Genomic DNA, 23,951 nt, shown 5'->3' on the forward strand with positions numbered 1-23,951 from the left:
AAGACGCCCGCTCCGGAGAGCGCTCCGGAAAAGGTCCGGTCCGTCGACTGGTCGAGCCTGAGGTTACCGCCAATCGCGATATCGCCGCCGAGCGCGTTGGTCACGTTCAGCGTTCCGGCCGCAATGGTCGTGGTACCGGCGAAGCCCGACGAATCGCCCGAAAGCGTCGTCGTCGCGGATCCCTGCTTGCTGATCGTTCCCGTTCCGGAGAAGACGCCGGAGAAGGTCCGGGGCGCGTTCTGAATCAGCCGCAGCTCGCTGCCGACTGCGATATCACCACCGAGCCCGCCATAGACTTCGAGCACGCCGGCCGACACGTTGGTGCTGCCGCCAAACGCCGAACTGTCGGCGGTGAGACTCATCTGGCCCGGACCGGACTTGGTCAGCGTCCCGGTTCCCGACACGGCGCCCTGAACCGAGGCCGACGCCCCGGTTCCAACTTCGATAGACCCGTTGGCGGAGCCGACGCCCACCGGATTGGAAACGGTCGTCGATGCGGTCACGCCGAGCGTGCCGCCGTTCAGGGTCAGGGTTCCAGACGACGATCCCAGCGAAGCCCCGTTGGAGATCGCGAGCGTGCCGCCCGTCACCGTCCACGGCGTCGTCTCGGTCGTGGTGCCGAGCAGGCTCCAGCTGCTGGCACCGGTCTTCTCGAATGCGTCGAAGCCGCGGAACTTGTTGGCCGATCCGATGCTGGCGACCCCAAACGTCCAGTCGGACGCCCCTCCGATCGCCAGTGTATCGGTCGTTCCGTTCGCGACGACGGTGTCGAAGATCCCGTAGCCGGCCTCCAGCGTCAGCCGGTTGGTGCCGCCGGTGAACTCGATCGCGTTCGCCCGCGTGGTGTTGCTGCCGTCGACCCCGCCACTCACGCTTCCGGACACCGTGAGGTCGAGGTTCTCGCCGGTGATTCCGATACCGCCGGCGCCGTACGCGCCTGCCGATCCGCCGGAGACGGGCGTGCCGCGGTTGGCGCCGTTCCCGCCGGTCACGGTGCCCGTGACGGTCACGGTAGCGGAAGAGCCGAAAGACAGGCCGGCCCCGCCGGCGCCGCCATCGCCGGAAGTTCCGCCGGACGTGCCCCCGCCGCCGAGGCCGCCGTTGCCACCGATGACCGTGCCACCCACAGTCAGGGTAACCGCCTGGTCGGTGGAGAAGCCGGCACCGCCGGCACCACCGTTGCCGCCGTCTGCGGTGGTGGAAAGGGCGGGGCCGGGCCCTCCGTTGCCGCCATTGCCGCCGCGCAGGGTGCCGAGGATGGACAAATCCGCAGGTTGGGTGGCAACGAGGCCAATACCACCGTCACCGCCCGAACCGCCGCTGCTGTCGGTAGTGCCGGTGGAACCAGCGCCACCGCTGCCACCCACGCCCCCGGTCAGGACGGACGAACCTCCAATCGATCCGGACGTCCCGGTGTAGACGGCGCCATAGCCGCCCGCGCCGCCGCCGCCGCCGCCGCTGGCATTGCCGCCCCCGATACCGTTGCCGCCATTTCCGCCGGTTCCGCCGGTCGGCGAGCCCGTAATGCTGGTTCCGACAAGGCCGTGGGCGCCGCCACCGCCACCACCACCCGAACTGCCGTTAGCGCCGTTCAGACCGGTTCCGGCACCGCCGCCACTCCCGAACCCGTTGCCGCCCGTTCCCTGGGTTTCACCGGCGCCCCCGCCACCGCCGCCGCTGCTGCCAGCGCCGCCGGGATTGGAGCCCGGGTTGCCGCCGCCGCCGGCGCCCGTGTTGTTGGAGGTTCCGCCCAAACCGCCCGAATTGGCCCCGCCACCCGATGCGCCGCCGGCACCGCCGCCGGCAAGCGCGGGCTGAGCCGCCAGGAGAACGACCGCTGCGGTGCTGAGAAGGGTCAATCGGCGCAGCCGCCCGCTCGACCGGGATCGCGGCGCTTCGCTGCGGGTGCAACCGGACGTCTCTCCCTCCACCGACGCGCGCCGCGGACCACACCTCTCACCACCCATGAAAACCGGCATCCAGACCATTCCCTCCACGCCTGCAGCAGCGCCCGAACTGGCCTTGCCGCCCGGAGAGGCAAGACGATCTGTGGGGGGTCTTTCAAGGGATACTGAATCGATGCGCCGGCCAGAGAGCGATTTGTGTGAAGTCGTGATTTAAATGACACATGATTTTTAACGCATAGAATATTTCTAATATATCATTTTAGAGAATTCTGATGAACGGAGCCGATCAGATCCTGCAAAACCTTTCATCCCCTATCTACCGAGGGTCGCAGATTACCGACGATACCCGCCCGGTGCGTCCGGACCGGACAAGGAAGGCCACACCGCCGGCACAGCTCAAGCGGTCGCGAGCTTCCCGGTCCCCAGGCGCAGGAAAAGGAAGGTGGCGATCGACAGGTTCAGAATATTCCAGGCGATCCCGTTCATGAAGGCCGGTCCGTAGGACAGGAAGTAGTCGTAGATCTCGCCCGACATCCAGCCGCCGACGGCCATGCCGATCAGCGTTGCCGAGAGCACGAGCCCGATCCGCCCGGCCGCTTCCTTCGCCGGGAAAAACGCGCGGATGATCAATGCATAGGTCGGCACGATACCGCCCTGAGCGAGGCCAAACAGAGCGGAAACCAGGTACAACGGAGCCAGGCCGTCAAACGGCAGGAACAGAAACAGCGACAGCCCCTGGAGAATCGAGCTGACCCACAGCGTCGGCAACGGCCCGATCCGGTCGGCCACCATTCCGAAAAACAGGCGGCTTATGATGCCGGTGATCAGCATCAGCGAGAGCATCTGCACCCCCGCCTGGGCGCCGTAGCCGAGCTGGGTGCAAAGCGCCACGATGTGGACCTGCGGCATCGCCATGGCGACACAGCAGGCGACACCCGCCACGATCAGGAGGCCCTGAAGCACAGGCAGCGGAAGATCGACGTCGGTCTCCGGGTTCGCTCCCGCGCGACGTACGGGACGGCGCACGACCGCCGGTTCCTCCGGTGCCTGGCGACGCAGGAACAGCATCAACGGCAGGATGGTCACGAAGCAGATGATACCGGTCGCGAGATAGGCGGTCCGCCAGTCCCACTGCTCGACCATCGCCTGGATCGCCGACGGCCAGACCGCGCCGGCGAAGTAGCTGCCACAGGCCACGATGGAAACCGCGATGCCGCGACGCTTGTCGAACCAGCGCGACACGTCGGCGATCATCGGGCCGTAGACGGCCGACGCTCCCATGCCGCCGATGAAGACGCCATGAATGATGGCGTACTGCCACAGGCTGGTCGACAGTCCGGCGAGCGTATAGCCGACGAAAAGCGAGACCAGCCCGATCGACAGCGTCAGCCGAACGCCAAACCGGTCGGACAGCCTGCCCATGACGATGCCTCCGACGGCAAAGCCCGTCATCAACGCGAAATAGGGCAGGGAGGCGCCGCCCCGGCTCGCCCCGAAATCGGCCTCGACAGCCGGCAAAACGACCACCGACGACCAGAAGCCGACGCCGGCAATCGTGGTGATCAGCGCGGAGACGATCAGGCGCATCCAGGCATAGCGGGAATCGAGGCCTTCGCTGGCCCGGTCGGCGGCGATCGACGTCATGGAAAGCCTCTCGGACATATCCGGGCGTCGCGCACAGCGCTTCGTGGGTCCGGACACGCGACACTGACGAAAGCCGGACCCTCCCTTGCCTCGAAGAAGGGAGCCGGCTTGCAACGGAAAAGGGAATGCGGCGGATACAGGCCGACGCCTGCACACTAGCACAGCGAGCTATGCACAAAAGGTGGGCAGGCGACCCTCGAGCCCTGCGCAGGACGCAACCCTCGCCGATGCGGACTGAACCGGAGCCGGGCCTCAGAATTCCAGCAGGAACCGACCCCGGGCACTGTGATCCTGGACCCGGTCGCCCAGCTGTCCCTCATAGGACGCGGACAGAACCGCCTGGGGTGCGAGCCGGACGCCGACGCCGGCTTCCACCACAGCCACGTCCGTAGCCACGGGCACGCCTTCGACGGCAAACCAGGAGCCGCCGGCGAACGCGTGGGTGCTGGTCGGGTCGACGGATCCGAACGCATGGCGCCAGCCGAGCGCGCCGCTGACGGCGAGCGGGAACCGGCCGAGGAAGGTATCGGCCTCGGCGCGCACACCGAGCGTGGTGTAGGTCACGTCGGTCTCGTCGTCCGCCACCGAAAGGGCCGCGGCCCCTCCCCCGCTTTCCCGGAAGCCGTCGGTCTCGAGGCGGACATGGGCCAGCCCCGCGAACGGCTCGAACCCGACCGGACCGGTGCGGATGTCGTAGCCGATCTCGCCGAAGGCCTGGGCCGTGCGCGCCTGGTAGCTGGCCGTCGTGCTTTCGGAGAATCCGGGAAAGGTGATCGCGCGGTCGGCATCCAGATCGTGCCAGGCGTAGGCACCGCCGGCGCGGAGATTGACGCCGCGCCACCGGGTGCCGCCGTAGAGACCCAGATGGTAGGTGTCCGCGTCGGCCGATGACGCCCGCGCATCCACGTCGTAGCTGGAGGTCTGGTAGCCGACCAGGAAGCCGGCCCGGCTCCAGGCACCGAGCGCCGCGTCGCCGCCGGCGAAAACGCCGGCCGTGGAGCGGTCCAGCGTCGCCGCGTTGCCGTTGCCGTCGCTGTCGCCCCAGGCACCGAAGGCTTCCGCCCAGGCGGCATAGTCGAGCGGCCGCGGCGTGCAGCGCTCCGCCATCGCCTGCCGTTCCCGGTCGGTCAGGGGAACGATCGCGCCGGAGACCTCCGGACACACGGCTTTCTGCGCCGACAGCGCGCCGAATGCCTGCCGGACCCGGGCCATCGCCGTGTCGCGCACGAAGCGGGAGTCCTCGATCAGCCCCGTCTCCACCGTGGCGTAAACCTCGCCGGAGAGCGCATCGAATGCCTGCAGCGCCTCGCTCGGCGTCAGGCCGAGCAGGTCGTCGTAGAGGGGATTACCGGGGCCGAGGCTTTCGACGCCGATGGCGGTCGCCCGCTGGTTCGCGGTGATGGTCACGTCGGAAAAATCGACGTCGTTGCGCTCCAGGGTCAGCATCACGCTGGTGGGCGCGTAGGACAGCGTGGGATCGAGGAAGGCGTAATTCGACGACACGCCGGCAAACGTTCCGACCACGCCGCCGCCGGCGGTCAGGATGGTGTAGCGCTCCCGGAACGCATACTCGCCCGCCTCGCCGACATGGAGCACGTTGCCGGCGAGTGTCGCCGTTCCGGTGACGGCGATCAGGTCGGCCGAGGTGCCGCCCGGCTCCGTCTCCACCTCGTAGGCGGATCCGGCCGTGAAGGTAAGATCGCCGGCCACATTCAGCGTGCCGATGGAGTTGCCGGGCGCGATGGTGCCTCCGCTCGCCAGCGACGTCGTCCCCACCGTGCCGCTGCCGCCGAGCCGGCCGGAGCCGCCGACCGTCAATCCTCCCCCGAGCCGGCCGTTCACCAGCAGCGTGTAATCGCTCACCGTGGTGGCCCCGGCGAAGCCCGAACTGTCGCCGGTCAGGATGCCCGTTCCGCCGCCCCGGAAGGCGAGCGTCCCGGCCCCGGAGATCGTGCTGGCGTAGGTTCCCTGGCCGGTCTGGTCGAAAACGAGGCCTGCTCCGCTGGCGACACTGACGTCCCCCCCGAGGAGGCCGGTCCCGGTGATCAGCCGGCCGGCTTCCACCGTCCAGTTGAGGCCGTTCATGCCGGTCAGCGTGAGCGCGCCGGCGCCGCGCTTGGTGACCGAGCCGGCGAGGCCGTCATAGGCAGACACCGCGCCGGCGAAGGTCCCGTCGGCGGTCTGGTCGAAGATCACCGCGCCGGCATTCATCAGGTCGCCGCGGATAGAGGCGGCCGAGCCGATCAGCGTGCCACCGGCGACGGTTGTGGAGCCGGAATAGGTGTTGGCGCCTGTCAGGGTCAACGTGCCGCCGCCGGCCTTGATCAGACCGGTCGCGGTCCCGTCGGCAAGCTGCGAGGCGATGGTCGTGCTGACGCCGGAATCCACATTGATGGTCGCCGCCTGGCCGCGCGCCGGGGAGAAGGCGAGCACACCACCGCTCAGCGTGTAGCCGTCGCGGGCGAACTGAAGCGTGTCGAAGGACTGGGTACCGGCGACCGTCACCGCCCCGGCGGAGGCTCCGGCGAAGACGCCGACGCTGCCCGCCCACGGCGCGTTGATGGTTGCGCGGCCCGGCGCGCCCGTCCAGTTGGTCGTCGTCGCGTCCCAGGTCCCCGGCCCGCCCTCCACGGTGCCGTTGCCGGTGGTGGTGGTGCCGTCCCAGAACTGGAAGGTCTGGCCCGCGCCCCGGATGAACAGGTTCACCTGGCCGGCGATCTCCGTCTGGACCTCGGTGGAGGCGCCGTCGAGGCCGACCACCTGGGTGTTTGCGAAGGATCCGGACAGCGCGCCGCCATAATCGAACAGGCGATAGTAGCCCGCCGCTTCCGCGTGCGCCTGCAACGTTCCGCCCAGAGACAGGTTGCCGCCGACCACGACGAGGTCGTCGTCGCCGCCGCCGACGAGACCCGCCGCACCCAGCTCGTAGCGGACCCGGCCCGCCGGATTGAGGACCAGATTCTGGCCGATGGTCAGGGTGCCGGGGCTCGTCAGCGGCCGCGTGCCCGGCGAAAGCACGCCGTCGAGGCTCACCGATCCGCCGATCCGCCCGGTGCCCGAGAGCGTCGCGTCGGACGCCACGGAGACGGTGGAGCCGGCCGCGCCGACGGTGCCCTCCACGAGCAGCGTTCCGCTGTCGACGAGCGTGTCGCCGGTGTGGGCGGTCGTGCCGGTCACGCGCAGGGTGCCGCCGCCGGCCTTGCGCAGACCCGTCACCGTCCCGTCCGCGATCGTGGAGGCGATCGTCGCGGTCACGCCGGTGTCGACGTTGAAGGTGCCCTGGGTCCCGCGCGTCGGCGCCAGCGCCAGAGCGCCGCCGGTCAGGGTGTAGCCACTGCGCTTGAACTGCAGCGTGTCGAAGCGCTGGGTGCCCTCGACCGTGACGGTGCCGGCCTCCTGGCCCGCGAAGATGCCGACCGTGCTGCCCCAGGTGTCGTTGCTGTCGGCGCGGCCAGGAAGGTCCGTCCAGTTGGTGTTGGTCGCGTTCCACACGCCCGGACCGCCCTTCACGGTCCCGTCGCCGACCATGTCCGTGCCGTCCCAGAACTGCAGCTTCTGACTGAAGCCCCTGACGACGAGATTGACCTCGCCGGGGTTGTCGGTCTGGACCTCCGCCGTATCGAACCGGGTTCCGGTGACCGACACGGAGCCGAACGTGCCTGTCAGCCGGCTGCCGTAGGTGAAGAGATCGTAGTGGCCGACCGCATCGACCTGGGCCTGGAGGGCACCGCCCAGCGTCAGGCTGCCGCTTACGGGCACGAAGTCGTTGGAGGCGCCGCCGCCGATCTCCGCCTCGTGCAGCTCGAACTGCGACGTCGCCGAAGAGGTCAGGGTGAGCGCGTTGCCGAAGGAGAGCGTCGCCGGCCCGCCGCCGGCCGGCCCCGGCGACAGCCTGCCGGCGATGGTCGCGCTGCCGCCGACGGTGCCGCTGCCGCCGATGAGGCCGCCGCTTTCCACCGAGAGGGTCGACCCGGAAGCACCGAGGGTCCCGTTCACGATCAGCGATCCGCCGGAGACCGTGGTGGACCCGGCGAAGGCGCCGGAATTGCCACTGAGGATCGTCGTGCCGGCAAGCTGGGAGATCATGCCGGCCGTGCCCGAGCCGGAGATGGCGAGGCCGAGCGTGTAGCCCGTGTCGGTGTGGTTGAGGACGATCTCGCCCGGCCCGCCGAAGGCGATCGATCCCGCCGAGAGCGTGCCGGGGGCGGCTGCGGAACTGCCGCGCGCGGCGCCGAAGGCCAGCGTGCCCTTGGCCGATGAGCCGAGCTGCAGCGTGCCGTTGCCGCTGCGCACCGAAACCGTGCCGCCTTCGGTCAGAACCAGGGTGCCCGTCCCCCCGATTCCGACCTGAACGGAATCGGCCGACAGGATCGACCCGGAACCGCTCACCAGAACCGACCCGCTCCCGGTGCTGTCGCCACCGAGCGACAGGGTGTCGGAGATCGAAACGGTTCCGGCGTTGCGGATGTTCAGCGTGCCGAGCCCGCCCTTCCCGACCTGGCCGGCGCCTGTCACCTGGAGGGTGGAACCGCTGCCCTCGACGATCACGAGCCCGGTCGAGCCCGAGCCGGACCCGATCGCCATGCCGGTCGCCGTAGTGACGGATCCGCCGTCTTCGACGCGCAGAGTTCCGCCGCTGGTCTTGCCGACCTCAAGGCCGAACGGGCTGGCACCCGTGTTGATCAGCTTCGAACCGCTTCCCGTCACCCGGATGAAGCCATCGGCGCGCGGAGCAACGCCAAGGATGGCCGCGGTGTCGGTCTGCTGACCGCCGTTTTTGATGATCAGCGTGCCGTCGACGGTGAGCGTTCCGCCGGAGTTGCCGAACGATCCGTCCAACTCCTGTTGATTGCCGGAGCCGATGGTTTCGTCGGCCAGGGCGGGGGCGGCGAGGAGAGCCGGCAGGAGGGCGGTCGCGCCGAGAAGGCGAATGCGGAGGTTACGCGGTCGGCGACCCAGGCGGCGTCTCGTCTGCATCCAACCCCCAGCGGTTCCCAAGGAGCCTTCTGCCTTCGGACTGACCGTCCAGGCGCCAAGGAGCGGCTCCAGATCTGGTAACCTTAACATCCCCTTCCCATCCAAAACGTTACTGTTCGGACGGGACCCGCTCAGGCGACAGCCGAACGGAGCCCAACCGTTCGGCAAAGGGACCTCAGCAGGTACTTAGCCGGTCCGCTCGGCCGAGGGTCAACCACAACCGGGTAAAACTGAATCTCAGAGCGGGAATAGCCCGGCAGCTGTTGTGCCGAGGCAACAATTGCGACCGGCGCAGGATTGCGACAGACGCTGCCCGAGCCCCTATCCGCAGGGGTCCGGATCTTCCCGCGTGAGGAGGGCCGCGACCGCGCGCGCATTGGCCAGCCGGGTGTCGCGGTCGAGCCCCGTCTTCAAAAGCGCCTCGCCGAGCATGAAGGCCTGGGCGGTCGCCGCCCGCTCACGGATCACCGCATCCGGCAGGGCGGTTTCCGACAAAAGCGCGACGAAGAAATCCGCGCGCATGAGGTCGACCTTCTCGACCGTGGCCGCAGCCAGTGCGTCGTGGCGGGCCCAGCTGCGGATGGCGAGCTCGATGTCCGCGCCGCGCCGGTCGGGCCGGCTGCGGGCCGGCAGCGTCAACAGCCACTCCAGCCGTTCGCGCGGGGTCTCGCCTTCCGACAGCGCCCAGCGGGACACCTGCACCGTCGCCCAGTCGGTCCAGTGTTCCAGGATCCGCGCGAGCAGCTCCCGGCGGTTCTTGAAGTGCCAGTAGAAGCTGCCCTTGGTGACCTTGAGCTGCCGCGCGATGACCTCGACACGCACGTCCTCGACGTTTCCGCCGGCGAGGAGCTTCAGCCCCACGTCGATCCAGTCGGTCGCGCCGAGCCGCGCACCGGATCCCGCGGCGGCGTCGGAGGTCTTGGCGGCGGCTCTTGCCATCTCGGGTTCCCGTTTTTTGCGACCGACAGCCGACACCATACGGCACCGTATTGACAACTGACAACTTCTTGTAGAGGCTCAAATCAAAAGAAGAGCCAGACGCTCCGCGCCGCCTGATGCGGCCTCGGATCGCACTGCCGACGATCATCGCGGGCGGCCAGCGCAAGAGCCGTCCCATTGGGAGGACTGCCATGTATCTTCGCTTCGCAGCGGCGGGGGCGCTTGCCCTTGCCTTCACCCTACCTGCGTCCGCCGAAATCAACGTCTGCGTGACGGTGTCGGCCACCGGGCCGGCCGCGTCGCTCGGCGTTCCGGAGAACAACACCGTTCCCCTTCTGCCGACGGAATTCTCCGGTCAGAAGGTGAACTACATCGTCTTCGACGACGCCACCGATCCGACGGCCGCCGTCAAGAACGTCCGCAAGTGCATCGAGGAAGAAAACGCCGACGTCATCATCGGCTCCTCCGCCACGCCGGGATCGATGGCGGTCGCGGGCATCGCGGCGGAAACCAAGACGCCGGTCATCCCGCTGGCGCCGATCTCGCTCGAAGGCGACGCCGGCCACTGGGCCTTCCCCGCTCCGCAGCCGAACGTTCAGATGGCCAGCGCGCTCGTCGATCACATGAAGACGAACGGCGTGAAGACGCTCGGCTTCCTGGGCTATTCCGACGCCTTCGGCGAGCAGTTCCTGAACGCCACGAAGAAACAGCTCGAAGGAACCGACATCGAGCTGGGCCCGGTCGAGCGCTTCGCCCGGACCGACACCAGCGTTACCGGCCAGGCCCTGAAGCTTGTTTCCGCGAACCCCGACGCCATCCTGGTGGTCGCCTCCGGCACGCCGTCTGCCCTGCCGAACCTCACGCTCGCCGAGCGCGGCTACAAGGGCCAGATGTACCACACCCACGGCTCGGCCAGTGACGCGTTCCTGCGGGTCGCCCAGGATGCCGCCGAGGGCACGATCCTGCCGGTGGGACCGGTCGTCGTGGCCGCCCAGCTGCCGGACGATCACCCCTCCAAGGAGCTGGCGGTCCAGTACACCAAGGACTACGAGGCGGCGAACGGCGAAGGCTCGCTCTCGTCCTTCGGCGGCCACATGTTCGACGCCGGCCAGATGATCCAGGCGGCGACGGAGAAGGCGCTCGCCACGGGCGCCGAGCCCGGCACCCCGGAGTTCCGCTCCGCCCTGCGCGACGCGCTGGCGAACATGGAAGAGGTCGTCGGCGTCCACGGCGTCTTCAACACCTCCGACGACAACCATTACGGCCACGACGAGCGCAGCCGCGTCCTGGTCCAGGTCGACGGCGGCACTTGGAAATATATCGGCCAGTGACGGCCCCGGTCCGCCGGGGCGCGAAACGTCGTCCCGGCGGATCTTCCTGAACCGGTCGCACGGGCAGCCCGGCTCCCTGTGCGAGCGGCGGCGTGATCCAGGGAAGTTTCGAAGATGACTGCGCTTTCTGCCAAAATCGGGGACCGACCGGCGATGTTCGCGGAGCCCCGGGTCGACGTGGAGGAACGGGCGGACGGAAGCTTCATCCTCCGCTCGCCTGTGCCGCTCCCCGAGCCTGCCCGCTGCGTCGGCACCTGGCTTGTGGACTGGGCCCGTCGCGACCCCGAGCGGGTCTTTCTGGCGGAGCGCCCGACCCCGGACGTCCCCTGGCGGACATTGAGCTACGGGGCCGCCTACGACCAGGTGATGCGGATCGCGACCTGGCTTCTGAAGCGCGACCTGTCGCCGGAGCATCCGGTCGTCGTTCTGAGCGAAAATGGCATCGACCATGCCGTCCTGGCGCTCGCGGCGATGCATATCGGCGTGCCCGTCGCCACCATCTCCACCGCCTATTCGCTGATGTCGGAGGATCACCAGAAGCTGAAGGACATGGTCGCATTCCTCCAGCCCGGCGTGATCTACGTGTCCGACGCCGACGCCTACGGTCCTGCGCTCGCGGCGCTCTCCGACGTCACCGAAGCCCGCATCGTGGCCAGCGCCGGCGGCCGTTCGAGCCACGGCGCCGTCCTGGAATTCGACGCCCTGTTCGAGGAGCGCGACGACGACGCCGTGAACCGGGCGTTCGACGCGGTCGGCCAGGACACCATCGCCCGCTTTCTCTTCACCTCCGGCTCCACCGGAACGCCAAAAGCGGTGATCAACACCCAGCGCATGCTGACCTCCAACCAGGAGGCGAAGGCGCTGACCTGGCCGTTCCTGGCCGAAGAACCGCCGGTGATCGTCGACTGGCTGCCCTGGAGCCACACCTTCGGCGCCAACCACAACTTCAACATGGTGCTGAGGAACGGCGGATCGCTCTATATCGACCGCGGCAAGCCGATGCCCGGCGCCATCGACACGACCGTGGCCAACATCAAGGAAATCGGCCCCTCGCTCTGCTTCAACGTCCCGCGCGGCTACGACATGCTGGTCAGCGCCATGCGCGAGGACAGAGAGCTGCGCGAACGCTTCTTCGGTTCGGTACGGCTGATCTTCTACGCCGCCGCCGCCCTCCCCCAGAACATCTGGCACGCCCTGGAGGAACTCTCGGTGGAGACCTGCGGCCGGGTGACGCCGATGGTCGGTTCCTGGGGCACCACGGAGACCGCACCGCTGGCGACCGACTGCCACTTCCAGGCCGAACGCTCCGGCAATATCGGCATTCCCGTTCCCGGGACCGAACTCAAGCTGGTGCCCAACGCCGGCAAGCTGGAAATCCGCGTGCGCGGCCCGAACATCACGCCCGGCTACTGGAAAAGCCCGGAGCTGACGGCGAAGGCCTTCGACGACGAGGGCTTCTACATCACCGGCGACGCGGTGAAGCTCGCCGACGCAAACGCCGCCGAAGCGGGTCTCTTCTTCGACGGGCGGATCACCGAGGACTTCAAGCTCTCGTCGGGAACCTGGGTCTATGTCGGGGACCTGCGCGTGCACGGCATAGCCGCGCTGGATCCGGTCGCCCAGGACATCGTCGTGACGGGTCACGACCGCGACCGGGTCGGTTTCCTGATCTTTCCGAATGTGGTCGCCTGCCGCCGTCTGGCCGGGCTCCCGGAGGACGCGAGCCTGGCGGACGTCATCGCCCATCCGGCGGTCCGCCAGCGCGTCGCGGAAGGGCTGGCGGCACTCAAGCAGGACGGCGGCGGCAGCTCGCGCTATGCCGCCCGCGCCCGGCTGCTGGACCATCCGCCGCTGGTCGACGCCGGCGAGATCACCGACAAGGGCTACATCAACCAGCGCGCCGTGCTGACCCGCCGGGCCGACGACGTCGAAAAGCTCTACGGCGACGACCCCGAGGCGTTCGTGTCCGCATGAAACGGCGACCGGTGAGGGACTTCTGCCCTCGGCCTCGGGTGGCGACGCGCCCGCGCGTCCGGCGTGTGATGTAACGGTCCAGCGAGCAAGGCACAGTGGACGGCACAATCGCCCTTTTTCTGATTCAGGACGGCGTGACCAACGGCGCGATCTACGCGCTTCTGGCCGTGGCGCTGGTTCTGGTCTTCGCCGTCACCCGGGTGATCCTGATCCCCCAGGGCGACTTCGTGACCTTCGGCGGGCTGTCGCTCGCTGCCCTCGAAATGGGCCGCGTTCCCGGCTCGCTCTGGGTTCTCGTGGCGCTCGCCGCCGGGGCGATGGTCATGGACCTGATTTCCGCCGGCCGGGACCTGACCGGACGCCGGGTCGGCGCCATCCTCCTGAGAACCGCGGTGCCCGCGGCCATCATCACCGTGGCCGTTCTCGGGCTCGCGCCCCTGCAGCTCGGACCCGCCGTCAGCATCCTGCTGAGTGTCGCGCTGGTGGTGCCGATGGGGCCCTATCTCTACCGGATCGCCTTCCAGCCGCTGGCCCGCGCCTCCGTGCTGGTGCTGCTGATCGCCTCGGTCGGCGCGCACCTGGCGCTGACCGGGCTCGGCCTCGTCTTCTTCGGCGCCGAAGGCTACCGCACGGCGCCGCTGATCGACGCGAGCTTCACCATCGGCCCGCTTCTGGTGAGCGCCCAGAGCCTGCTGGTGATCGGCGCGACGCTGGCGCTTCTCGTCCTGCTGTCGGTCTTCTTCGGCCGCACGCTGATCGGCAAGGCACTCAGGGCCTCCGCCATCAACCAGCGCGGCGCCCGCATCGTCGGCATCTCGACCGAACTCTCCGGACGCATCGCCTTTGCGATGGCGGCGGCGATCGGCATCGTGTCGGCGATCCTGATCGCACCGCTCACCACGCTCTACTACGATTCCGGCTTCCTGATCGGGCTGAAGGGCTTCGTCGCCGCCATCATTGGCGGACTGACGGCCTACGTCCCGGCGGTCGGCGCGGCGCTCGCCATCGGCCTGCTTGAATCCTTCTCCTCCTTCTGGGCCAGCTCGTTCAAGGAAGTGATCGTTTTCATGTCGATCCTGCCGGTCCTCCTGTGGCGCTCCCTGAAGAGCCCGCCGCATGACGAGGAGGAGTGAGCCGATGACCCGCAAGTGGATCGGTTTCGCCGTCTTCGCCGTCGTCATGCTGGCCGTGCCGCTTCTGCCCGTGCCGGACTACTGGGTGACCCTGGTCGCCTTCGTGGGCCTCTCCAGCCTGGTGGCGCTCGGGCTCGTGCTCCTGACCGGCGTCGGCGGCATGACGTCGTTCGGCCAGGCTGCCTTCGTCGGCTTCGGCGCCTATGCCTCGGCCCTGCTGACGACCTCCTATGGCTGGTCGCCGTGGCTCGCGCTCATCGCGTCGATCGCCGTGACCGGCGTCGTCGCCCTGATGGTCGGGCTGGTCACGGTGCGGCTGTCCGGCCACTTCCTGCCGCTGGGCACCATCGCCTGGGGCATCAGCTTCTACTATCTGTTCGGCAACCTTCAGATCATCGGCGCCTATGACGGCATCCAGGGCGTGCCCCCGCTGAGCTTCTTCGGGACGGAGCTCCTGTCGGGCCGGTCGTTCTATCCGGTCATCTGGATCACCGTTCTCATTGCGGTGGCGCTGACGCTCAATCTCCTGGATTCGCGCACGGGGCGCGCCATCCGGGCGCTGCGCAGCGGCGCGTCGGCCGCGGAATCCGTCGGGGTGAACGTCTGGCGCGCCAAGCTCGCCGTCTTCGTCTACGCGGCTGTGCTCGCCGGCATCGCCGGCTGGCTCTACGCCCATTTCCAGCGCGCGGTGACGCCGGGCGCCTTCGGGCTCGGCACCGGCATCGAATATCTCCTGATGGCGGTGGTCGGCGGCGCCGGCTACGTCTACGGCGCGATCCTCGGCGCCGGCATCGTGACCATCCTCAAGGATCTCCTCCAGGACTGGCTGCCGCTCCTGTTCGGCCAGGGCGGCAACTACGAGGGGATCGTGTTCGGCATCCTGCTGGTCGCGCTTCTGCAGGGCGCGCGCACCGGCTTCTGGCCGCTGATCGCCGGCCTCTTTCCCGCCGCCCCTCCCCGGGCGATCCCGGACGCCGCCCCGCTCCCCCGCGAGACACGGCCCGAGAGCGATCCGCTTCTGGAGGTCCGCGAGGCCCGCAAGACGTTCGGCGGTCTGGTCGCCGTCAACGACGTGTCGTTCCGGGTGCGCAAGGGCGAGATCGTCGGTCTGATCGGCCCGAACGGCGCCGGCAAGAGCACCACGTTCAATCTGGTGACCGGCGTCACCCCGCTGACCTCCGGCGAGATCGTCTTCGAGGGCCGGACCATCACCGGCCTGTCGCCGGCCAGGATCGCCAAGCGGCGGATCGCCCGCACCTTCCAGCACGTGAAGCTCTCCCAGACGATGACCGTGCTCGACAACGTGGCGATCGGCGCGCACCTGCGCAGCCATGCCGGCTTCGCCTCCGGCATGCTGGCCCTCGACCGCACGGAAGAGCGGCAGATCTTCGCCGAGGCCGCCCGGCAGCTGGAGCGCGTCGGGCTGGGCGAGCGGATGCACATCGAGGCCGGCGCCCTGTCGCTGGGCGAACAGCGGCTTGCGGAAATCGCGCGGGCGCTGTGTCTGGACCCGGTGCTTCTGTTGCTCGACGAGCCGGCCGCGGGGCTGCGCCACACCGAGAAGCAGGCGCTGGCCGGCCTGATCGAGGATCTGAGAGCCGACGGCATGAGCGTGCTTCTGGTCGAACACGACATGGATTTCGTGATGCGGCTCACCAACCACATCGTGGTGCTCGATTTCGGCTCCAAGATCGCCGAAGGCGCGCCGGAAGAGGTGCGCGCGAACCCGGCCGTCATCGAAGCCTATCTGGGGGCGGACATATGAGCGCGCTCCTGAAGGTCGACGGCCTGCACGTGGCCTACGGGCGCGTCGAGGCGGTTCAGGGCGCCTCCCTGAGCGTCGCGCCGGGCACGATCGCCACCGTCATCGGGGCCAACGGCGCCGGAAAGACGACGCTGCTGGCCGCCCTGATGGGCCTTCTGCCGTCGAAGGGGGCCATTGCCTTCGAGGGCGCGGACCTGACCCGGACGACGGCCGAGGAGCGGGTCGGGCTCGGCATCAGCCTGGTGCCGGAGCAGCGCGACCTGTTCTCGGCGATGACGGTTTCGGAGAATCTCGAACTCGGCGCCTTCCGGCGCGGCCGCAGGGAAATCCCCGAGCGGCTGGACGAGGTCTATCAGCTGTTTCCCCGGCTCAAGGAACGCCGGCGCCAGGAAGCGGGCACGCTGTCGGGCGGCGAGCGCCAGATGCTGGCCATGGGCCGCGCGCTGATGGCCCGGCCGCGCCTCCTGATGCTGGACGAGCCCAGCCTCGGCCTGGCCCCGCTGATCGTCCGCGACATTCTTTCGACCGTCAGCCGCCTGCGCGAGACCGGCGTGTCGATCCTGCTCGTCGAGCAGAACGCCCGCGCCGCGCTGCGCGTCGCCGACACCGCCTATGTGATGGAGCTGGGCCAGATCACCCTGACGGGAACGGCGGACGAGATCGCCGCCAATCCGCGCGTGTCGGAAATCTATCTCGGCGGCGCGCACTGACCCTCCCCTTTCTGTCCGACCGAACGAAAAGGACCGCACGATGAAGGCCTTCATTCCCTATGGCGGCTACTGGTCGACACCGTTCGCCCGCTGGAGCGGCGAGCTGGCGCACCTGCATGCGATCGAATTCGCCGCCCATGTCACCAAGGCGGAACTCGCCAGGCGCGAACTGGACCCGACGGTGTTCGATTTCGCCGCCTACGGGCTCACCGTTCCCCAGAAGTCGAGCTTCTACGGCGTGCCGTGGTTCGGCGGCATGATCGGCGCCGATACCCTGACCGGCCCCACCATCAACCAGGCGTGCGCGACCGGTGCGCGGCTGTTCTCGACCGCCGCAGGGGAAATCGCGACGGGAGGCGCGAGCACCTGCCTGATCGTCTCGGGCGACCGCTGCTCCAACGGCCCGCACCTCTACTATCCGGCGCCCCACGGCCCCGGCGGCACGGGGGCTTCGGAGGACTGGGTGCTGGATTCCTTCTCCAACGACCCGTGGGCGCGATGCGCCATGGTGCAGACGGCGGAGAACGTCGCCGCGCGCGAGGGCATCACCACCGAGGAACAGCACGAGGTCGTGCTGCATCGCTCCGAGCAGTATGCGCAGGCGCTGGCGGACGAAGCGGCGTTCCTGAAGCGCTTCATGACGCTGCCCTTCGACGTGCCCGACGCTCGCTTCCGCAAGACCCAGGCCGTGATGGAGGCCGACACGGGCATCCATCCGTCCACCGCCGAAGGCCTGGCCAAGCTGAAGCCGGTCATGCCCGACGGGACCGTGACGTTCGGCGGCCAGACCCATCCCGCGGACGGCTCGGCGGCTGCGATCGTGGTCGAAAGTGCGGAGCGCGCCGCCGAGCTCGCCTCCAATCCGGACATCACCATCGAGCTGGTCTCGTTCGGACTGGCCCGGGTGGAAAAGGCGCACATGCCGGCCGCCCCCATCCCGGCGTCCCTGCAGGCCCTTGAGCGGGCCGGCAAGACCATTGCCGACATGGCGGCGATCAAGTCGCACAACCCGTTCGCGGTGAACGACATCGCGTTCGCCCGCGCCATGGGCATCGACTGGCGGTCGATGAACAATTTCGGCTCGTCGCTGATCTGGGGCCATCCCCAGGGGCCGACCGGCGTGCGCGCCATCATCGAACTGATCGAGGAACTGGCCCTCAAGGGCGGCGGCTACGGCCTGTTCCAGGGCTGCGCGGCCGGCGATTCGTCGATGGCGGTGGTGCTGAAGGTCGGCTGATCGGGCACGGGGCCCTACTGTCAGATCCGCAAAGAAAACGGGGCGGGTGTCAGACCCGCTCCCAGAGCGCGGCGTAGCGGGCGCCGTCGGCCGCACCGCCGTCGAGGAACGACTTCGTCTTGATGGTGTCGAGGACCTCGCCGAGCGTTTCCTCGATGGTCCGGCCGGAGGTGTCGACGACGGCCTCGGCGCGCGCATAAAGCGCCTCGCGGCTGGTGAGGATGCTCTTGAGCTCGTCCATCGCCGCCGCGTTGCCGGCCATGGGCCGCTCGTCACCCTGGGCGCGCACCCGGGTCATGTGCTCTTCCGGCTGCGCCTTCAGCCAGATCGTGTGGAAGTGGCGCAGGAGATAGTTGAACGTCTCCGGCTCCGACACGATGCCGCCGGCGACCGCCAGAACGATCGCGTCATGGGTGGCCGCCACCCGCTCGACCGACTGGCGTTCCAGCCGCCGGTAGCCTTCCTGGCCATAGAGCGCCATGACCTCGTTGACCGGCATGCCGCTGGCCTGCTCGATCTCCTCGTTCAGTTCCAGGAAGGGAACGCCCACGGCGGAAGCGGTCAGCCGGCCGATGGTGGACTTGCCCGCACCGCGCAGTCCGATCAGCGCGACCCGCGACGCGCGGCGCAGGTCCGGATGTTCCGGGTCGAGAATTTCCAGGACCCGGCGCCGCTGCTCGCGCGTCGCCACCCGGTACAACGCCGCCACGGCCGGGATCTCGGACACGAACGGATCGTCCTCGCCGACCAGCCACTCGATCCGGAAGTCGAGGGCATCGGCGATGCGGCGCAGGAGCGCGATCGAGATGTTGCCGGATCCGCTTTCGAGCTGGGCCAGGTAGCGCTGGGAGACGCCGGACGCTTCGGACAGCGCCTTGCGCGACATCCCGCGCCGGGCGCGGCCGTTGCGGACCCGTTCGCCGACCATCTCCAGAAAGCTGGAGCCCTCGGCGAGGGACGCTTCGTCCGTGCTCGACACGCGGCCGCTGAAGGTGACGATTTCGCTGACGCTGCCTGAGCTCATATCAGCCCAATTATGCATTATAATTCATAGGGCCTCAAGCGGCGCGTCGCTCTAATCCCCCATATTCGCAGGCGCGACGGACCGCTGCAAGAGCGGTGAACGATGCCGGCAGGACGAGCGGCATCGACAGTGCACTATTATGTCGTTTCGACCCGCTCGGACGCGGCATCGGGAAAGTGCGGTGCGATCAGCGCCAGAATGTCGGGCACCGGCTTCGTCTTCTCGAAGGTGGCGGTCGTCACGAAGACGCAGACGAACTCGCCCCTGAAACACGACCGGCTGTCCTGGCGACCGGTGACGGCGAACCGGATCGAGGTGTCGCCGAGCGCAAGCGGCGTGACCGCGCATTCCAGCACGTGGCGCGGCGTCACCGGCGAAAGAAAGTCGATTTCCATGCGCACGAACGGCGTGGAATAGCCCCGGTCGATCGACAGCCGGTACCAGTCGTAGCCGACGACCGCCTCCCACCAGGCGTCGATCGCCTCCAGCGCGAAGTTCGGAATGCGCCCGGTATAGGCGATCTCCGCCGGGTCGCAGTCCGCCCACCGGACCTTGACCGGATGGACGAAGCCGGCGTCGCCGGCCCCGGTCCCGCCTGAATCCGGCGGCCGCACCTCAGTAGGTTTCCACGTGGTAGCGACCTTCTTCGCGCATCTGCTTGCGCAGGGCGGGCCAGTCGAACGCGCCTTCAGAGGCGATCTCCGCAAGCGCTGCGTCGACGCCCTCTTCCATGCCCTTCAGGCCGCAGACATAGATGTGGGTTCGCTCGGACTTGAGGAGCTTGAGCACCCGCTCGCGCTCGGTGCGCATGCGGTCCTGCACGTACTCCTTCGGTCCCTCGGTCGCCCGGGAGAAGCAGAGCTCCTTCTCCAGGATCCGGTCCGGGACCTTCTTCAGCGGACCGAAATAGGGAAGCGCGTCGGCGGTGCGGGCGCCGAAGAACAGCATCATCCGCCCGTCGGCCTCCGGCATGGTCCGCTGGCGCCGCATGGTGATGGCGCGGAACGGAGCAGAGCCCGTGCCGGTGCAGATCATGATGATGTTCGCCTGGGGGTCGTTCGGCATCAGGAAGGTGGCGCCGAACGGGCCGGTGAGCTGGACCTTGTCGCCCTTCTTGAGGTCGCAGACATAGTTCGAGCACACGCCCATCGGCTCCCGCTTCACCGTCAGCGAGAGATTGTTGGTCTGCGGACGCTCGCCGTCGCGCGGACTGGAGATGGAATAGAGGCGCGGCAGATAGGGCTTGCCGTTGTCGTCGGTTCCCGGCGGGATGATGCCGATCGACTGGCCTTCCAGAACCGGGAATGACACGTCGGCCAGATCCAGGATGATGTGGCGGACGTCGCTGTCGGCGGTCTCGCTGGTGAGACGGTAGTTGCCCTGGACGGTGGCGGTCGCCGGATGGCCCATGGTGAAGAGGTTCACGCTCGGCTTGGAGGCCGAGGCCGGCGGCTTCGACTTTCCGCCCGCGCCCGCATGGGCTTCGTTCAGAAGCCGCTCCATCTCCTCGTCGAGCGCTTCGACGGCGCTGGAGCCGGCATCGTCTCCGCCGAGTTCTTCCTGCTCCGGGAGCTCCTCCCAGCTGAACTGATCGTCCAGCGAATAGGGCTCCATCACCACGCGCCAGTTGTCGATGGCGCCGGTCGGACAGGGCGCGATGCACGCCATGCAGTAGTCGCAGGTGGTGGCGTCGACGACGACGTTGTTGTCGTCGTGGGTGATGGCGTCGATCGGGCAGGATTCTTCGCAGGTGTAGCAGCGAATGCAGGTTTCCGGATCGATGACGTGCTGCTTGATGGGCTTCTGCAGCGCGGCCGCGTCCTCAAGAGGCTTGTTCATGGTTCCCGGCCTGTTCTGGAAAAAGGAAAGGCGGGCGCGTCCGGTCCAGCCGGTCCGCCGCCCGCCCCAGGGAGGTTCGCGTTACGCCATGTGAAGCTGGACGTACTCGAAGTCGCCCGGCTTGTTGTCGATGCCGACGCGGGGCGGCGAGATCCAGCTGGCGAACTTGCCCGGCTCGGTGCATGGCTTCATCAGCGACTGGATGAAGTCGCCATCGGCCTTGGTCGGAAGCCAGCTGTTGATCTTCTCGTCGTACTCGGCGCCGGAGACGAGCTTGCCTTCCGGGTCGAACAGCTTGTCGGAGAACACGCCGATCTTCCGGTTGAAGGCCTCGTGCGGCAGCGCCAGCTTGAAGTCGATGCCGGCCTTCTCGATGATCTTGTTCCAGCGGCCGACGCCACCGGCGGCGTCCTTCGTGTAGTCGTCGCGCAGGCGCATGTTGATCGCCGTCAGCGCCGGCACGTCCTTCTCCACGACCCGGCCGTCCTCGAAGTCCCACACCCGGTAGGTGGCATCCTGGAGCCGGTGATCGTCGTCGATCTTGTGCTCCTGGAAGCGGCCCTTGATGCCGGCGTTGAAGGCGTTCGCGGCGTTGGTGGAGACCTCCTGGCCGAACAGGTCGAGGCTGAGCGTGTAGTGCAGGTTCAGCTTCTTCTGGATGGTCGGCAGGTCGATCACGCCAAGCGCACGGATCCGGTCGATATCGTACGGGTCGTCTATCCCGTTCTCCTTCATCACGTCGCAGGTGCGCTGGATGGTGCGGCCCACGCCCGTCTCGCCGACGAACATGTGGTGCGCCTCTTCCGTCAGCATGAAGCGGCAGGTGCGCGACAGCGGATCGAAGCCCGACTGGGCCAGCGATTCCAGCTGCATCTTGCCGTCACGGTCGGTGAAGTAGGTGAACATGAAGAAGGAGAGCCAGTCCGGGGTCTCCTCGTTGAAGGCGCCGAGCATGCGCGGGGCCTCTTCCGAACCCGACGAGCGACGCAGCAGATCGTCGGCTTCCTCGCGGCCGTCGGCACCGAAGTACTTGTGCAGGAGATAGACCATCGCCCACAGGTGACGGCCCTCTTCCACGTTGACCTGGAACAGGTTGCGCATGTCGTAGAGGGACGGCGCGGAGAGCGCCAGGAAGCGCTGCTGCTCGACCGACGCCGGCTCGGTATCGCCCTGGATGACGATGAGCCGCTTCAGCATGTTGCGGTATTCGCCCGGCACTTCCTGCCAGGCCTTCTCGCCGGCGTGCTCGCCGCAGGGGATGGTGCGATCCTCGACTTCCGGCGCCAGCAGGATGCCCCAGCGATATTCGGGCATCTTCACGTAGTCGAACTTGGCCCAACCCTTGGGATCAACGCTGACGGCCGTGCGCAGATAGACCAGCGACTCCTGAAACTGCTTCGGAATCAGGTCGTTCCACCAGTTGATGTAGCCCGGATGCCAGCGCTCGAGCGCCTTGAGCACCCGCTTGTCGCTCGACAGGCCGACATTGTTGGGAATCTGCGTGTCGTAAGAGACGTTGATGAGATCGAGCATGTTTCACTCCCTGCGATCGATTGGGCCGGGCGACGGCGGCCGCCCGGCGGCATTCTTGTGTGCCGAGGAGAGCATTTCCCGTTCAGATTGGCTCAATCTGAACGAAAAGGAATTGCTCAACCTATTGAATCTGGAGCCATTTCTTATCGATCAGGTGTTTCAACCTGATCGGAAAAGGCTCTAGACCCGGCGCATGTCGTAGGACCCGCGCACGCCGGTGCCGTAGCGCTTGAGGGCGCCATCGTCGCCGACCGCGTTGGGACGCTGGAAGATCCAGTTCTGCCAGGCGGTCAGGCGGCCGAAGATGCGGGTTTCCATGGTTTCCGGACCCGGGAAGCGGAGGTTCGCCTCCATGCCGGTCAGTGCGTCCGGCGAGAAGCTGGCGCGCTCCTCCAGGAACACGCGGACCTCGTCTTCCCAGTCGATGTCGTCGAAGGCGAAGGTCACCAGACCGAGCTCCTTGGCGTCGAACGCCTCGAGCGCCTCGTCCTTCTGCTCCTTGGCCTTGGTCACGCTGTCCGGCTCGCCCAGGAAGCGGGTCTCCAGGCGGGTGAGGTCGTTGGCCATCGGGAACGGACCGAAATTGGCGTCGGTGAGGGTCACGGTCGCCACGTGGCGGTTGTCACCCTCGAAGTCGCCCTCGGCCATGTAGGACCGGTCCACCGCGAACAGGATCTCCGCCAGGATGCCGGCGAAGCAGGAACCCGGCTCGACGAGGGCCACCAGCGAGCGCGAGGTCATGTCGATGCGCTTCAGCACCCGCTTCCAGTAGAGAAGGATCTCGTTGGCGAGCCAGTCGGAGCGGTTTTCCATCAGGAAGCGCTCGTGGGCCACGACGGCTTCCGGATCGCCCTGGGTGCGGAACACCAGAACGCCGACTTCCAGCTCGTTCAGGCGCATGTGCAGGATCGCGTCGTCGATCTCGCGCGCCGCGCGGAGCATCCAGCTGTCCGCGCCTTCCTTATGCAGTGCCTCGACGCTGGACGGCGCCGGATCGGTCGGGCCGGTGATCGACAGGTAGGCGATGCCCTTGGCCCGGTCGATTTCGACCTCGACCGTGGAATAGGTGAGGCTGCCGTCCTCGCCGATGGTGCGCTTCAGCGGCGTCAGCTCGATGCCCTTGGCGTCCGCCGGCCGCTTCGACTTGGCCGCGAATTCCTTCGCGCGGGTGGCAACGGTCTCGTCGAACTTGGAGTTCGGCACCGCGTCGTCGACCAGGCGCCAGTCGAGCGCCTTCTTGCCGCGCACGCCTTCTTCCATGGCGCAGAACACGTCGGCGAGATCACGCCGGACCTTGCGCTTGTCGGTCACGCGGGTGAGGCCGCCGGTGCCGGGAAGCACGGCGAGAAGGGGCACTTCCGGCAGCGCCACCGAGGAGGAGGCGTCGTCGGCCAGAATGATGTGGTCGCAGGCGAGCGCCAGCTCGTAGCCGCCGCCCGCGCAGGCGCCCCTGACGGCGCAGATATAATACTGGCCGGACTCCGCGCCCGCCGCCTCGAAGGTGTTGCGGGTCTCGTTGGTGAACTTGCAGAAGTTGACCTTATGGGCATGGGCGGCGCCACCGAGCATGCGGATGTTCGCGCCGGCGCAGAACACCTTTTCCTTGCCCGACTGCATCACCACGGCCTTGACTTCCGGGTGCTCGAACCGGAGCCGCTGGACCGCGTCGGCAAGCTCGATGTCGACGCCCAGATCGTAGGAATTGAGCTTCAGCTCGTAGCCCTCGAACAGGCCGGCCGACGGATCCACGTCCATCGTCAGGTACGCGACTTCGCCGTCATAGGAGATGCGCCAATGGCGATATTTCGACGGGTCGGTCTGGAAATCGATGCGCTTGTCCACGCAAGCCTCCTTGGTTCTCAATACGCAATATAGTGCAGCAACTGAACAAGTGCAATTCCAAACTGGGCTGTCTCAGCCGCCAAACACCCAAATTTG

At 67.8% G+C, this 23,951-nt stretch carries 15 protein-coding genes and 1 pseudogene; 7 read left to right on the top strand and 9 right to left on the bottom strand.

What is annotated here, in order from left to right; all coding sequences use genetic code 11:
• The 4 genes and pseudogenes from J2S73_RS14545 to J2S73_RS14560 all read right to left on the bottom strand — a co-directional run.
• Positions 1-1,859, bottom strand: a pseudogene (locus J2S73_RS14545) (hypothetical protein); the annotation flags it as partial.
• Positions 1,860-2,303: 444 nt separating this feature from the next.
• Complete coding sequence (locus tag J2S73_RS14550) at positions 2,304-3,551, bottom strand: MFS transporter (protein WP_306886331.1); 1,248 nt, start codon at positions 3,549-3,551, stop codon at positions 2,304-2,306.
• A 252-nt stretch (positions 3,552-3,803) separates the two neighbouring features.
• Positions 3,804-8,528, bottom strand: coding sequence for an autotransporter domain-containing protein (locus J2S73_RS14555; protein WP_306886332.1), 4,725 nt, complete (start codon positions 8,526-8,528; stop codon positions 3,804-3,806).
• 321 nt (positions 8,529-8,849) lie between these two features.
• Positions 8,850-9,467 (bottom strand): TetR/AcrR family transcriptional regulator, encoded by a 618-nt coding sequence (locus J2S73_RS14560; protein WP_306886333.1) that lies wholly within the window; start codon positions 9,465-9,467, stop codon positions 8,850-8,852.
• 191 nt (positions 9,468-9,658) lie between these two features.
• Between J2S73_RS14560 and J2S73_RS14565 the strand changes: the two genes are divergently transcribed.
• The 6 genes from J2S73_RS14565 to J2S73_RS14590 all read left to right on the top strand — a co-directional run bounded on the left by J2S73_RS14565 (position 9,659) and on the right by J2S73_RS14590 (position 17,617).
• Positions 9,659-10,798, top strand: coding sequence for an ABC transporter substrate-binding protein (locus tag J2S73_RS14565; RefSeq protein WP_306886334.1), 1,140 nt, complete (start codon positions 9,659-9,661; stop codon positions 10,796-10,798).
• 114 nt (positions 10,799-10,912) lie between these two features.
• A complete protein-coding gene (locus J2S73_RS14570) occupies positions 10,913-12,772 on the top strand; it encodes a feruloyl-CoA synthase (protein WP_306886336.1) in 1,860 nt (619 codons plus the stop codon).
• A 95-nt stretch (positions 12,773-12,867) separates the two neighbouring features.
• Positions 12,868-13,905, top strand: coding sequence for a branched-chain amino acid ABC transporter permease (locus J2S73_RS14575; protein ID WP_306886337.1), 1,038 nt, complete (start codon positions 12,868-12,870; stop codon positions 13,903-13,905).
• Between the two features lie 4 nt (positions 13,906-13,909).
• Complete coding sequence (locus tag J2S73_RS14580; protein WP_306886338.1) at positions 13,910-15,670, top strand: branched-chain amino acid ABC transporter ATP-binding protein/permease; 1,761 nt, start codon at positions 13,910-13,912, stop codon at positions 15,668-15,670.
• A complete protein-coding gene (locus tag J2S73_RS14585) occupies positions 15,667-16,380 on the top strand; it encodes an ABC transporter ATP-binding protein (RefSeq protein ID WP_306886339.1) in 714 nt (237 codons plus the stop codon). Before J2S73_RS14580 ends, J2S73_RS14585 begins: the two co-directional genes overlap by 4 nt.
• A 40-nt stretch (positions 16,381-16,420) precedes the next feature.
• The gene (locus tag J2S73_RS14590; protein WP_306886341.1) at positions 16,421-17,617 is read left to right on the top strand and encodes a thiolase family protein; all 1,197 of its coding nucleotides are present in this window, start codon (positions 16,421-16,423) and stop codon (positions 17,615-17,617) included.
• A 49-nt stretch (positions 17,618-17,666) separates the two neighbouring features.
• On the opposite strand, the gene J2S73_RS14595 is transcribed toward J2S73_RS14590, so the two are convergent.
• The 4 genes from J2S73_RS14595 to boxB form a co-directional block, all read right to left on the bottom strand.
• Positions 17,667-18,641 carry a helix-turn-helix transcriptional regulator gene (locus J2S73_RS14595; RefSeq protein WP_306886342.1) on the bottom strand — a complete coding sequence of 325 codons (975 nt, stop codon included), beginning with the start codon at positions 18,639-18,641 and terminating at the stop codon, positions 17,667-17,669.
• A 137-nt stretch (positions 18,642-18,778) separates the two neighbouring features.
• Positions 18,779-19,255, bottom strand: a complete 477-nt coding sequence (locus J2S73_RS14600) for an acyl-CoA thioesterase (RefSeq protein ID WP_306886343.1) — start codon at positions 19,253-19,255, stop codon at positions 18,779-18,781.
• A 1-nt stretch (position 19,256) separates the two neighbouring features.
• Positions 19,257-20,480: a benzoyl-CoA 2,3-epoxidase subunit BoxA gene (boxA, locus tag J2S73_RS14605; protein WP_306886344.1), complete on the bottom strand. Its 1,224-nt coding sequence runs from the start codon at positions 20,478-20,480 to the stop codon at positions 19,257-19,259.
• 81 nt (positions 20,481-20,561) lie between these two features.
• A complete protein-coding gene (gene boxB / locus J2S73_RS14610; protein WP_306886345.1) occupies positions 20,562-22,013 on the bottom strand; it encodes a benzoyl-CoA 2,3-epoxidase subunit BoxB in 1,452 nt (483 codons plus the stop codon).
• On the opposite strand from boxB, the gene J2S73_RS14615 reads away from it, so the two are divergent.
• A complete protein-coding gene (locus J2S73_RS14615; protein ID WP_306886346.1) occupies positions 22,012-22,197 on the top strand; it encodes a hypothetical protein in 186 nt (61 codons plus the stop codon). The two genes, boxB and J2S73_RS14615, sit on opposite strands and share 2 nt — an antisense overlap.
• On the opposite strand, the gene boxC is transcribed toward J2S73_RS14615, so the two are convergent.
• Positions 22,194-23,855 carry a 2,3-epoxybenzoyl-CoA dihydrolase gene (gene boxC, locus J2S73_RS14620; RefSeq protein ID WP_306886347.1) on the bottom strand — a complete coding sequence of 554 codons (1,662 nt, stop codon included), beginning with the start codon at positions 23,853-23,855 and terminating at the stop codon, positions 22,194-22,196. The genes J2S73_RS14615 and boxC overlap by 4 nt on opposite strands.
• Positions 23,856-23,951 lie beyond the last annotated feature (96 nt).

The sequence above is a fragment of the Amorphus orientalis genome (assembly GCF_030814015.1).
Taxonomy (GTDB): domain Bacteria; phylum Pseudomonadota; class Alphaproteobacteria; order Rhizobiales; family Amorphaceae; genus Amorphus; species Amorphus orientalis.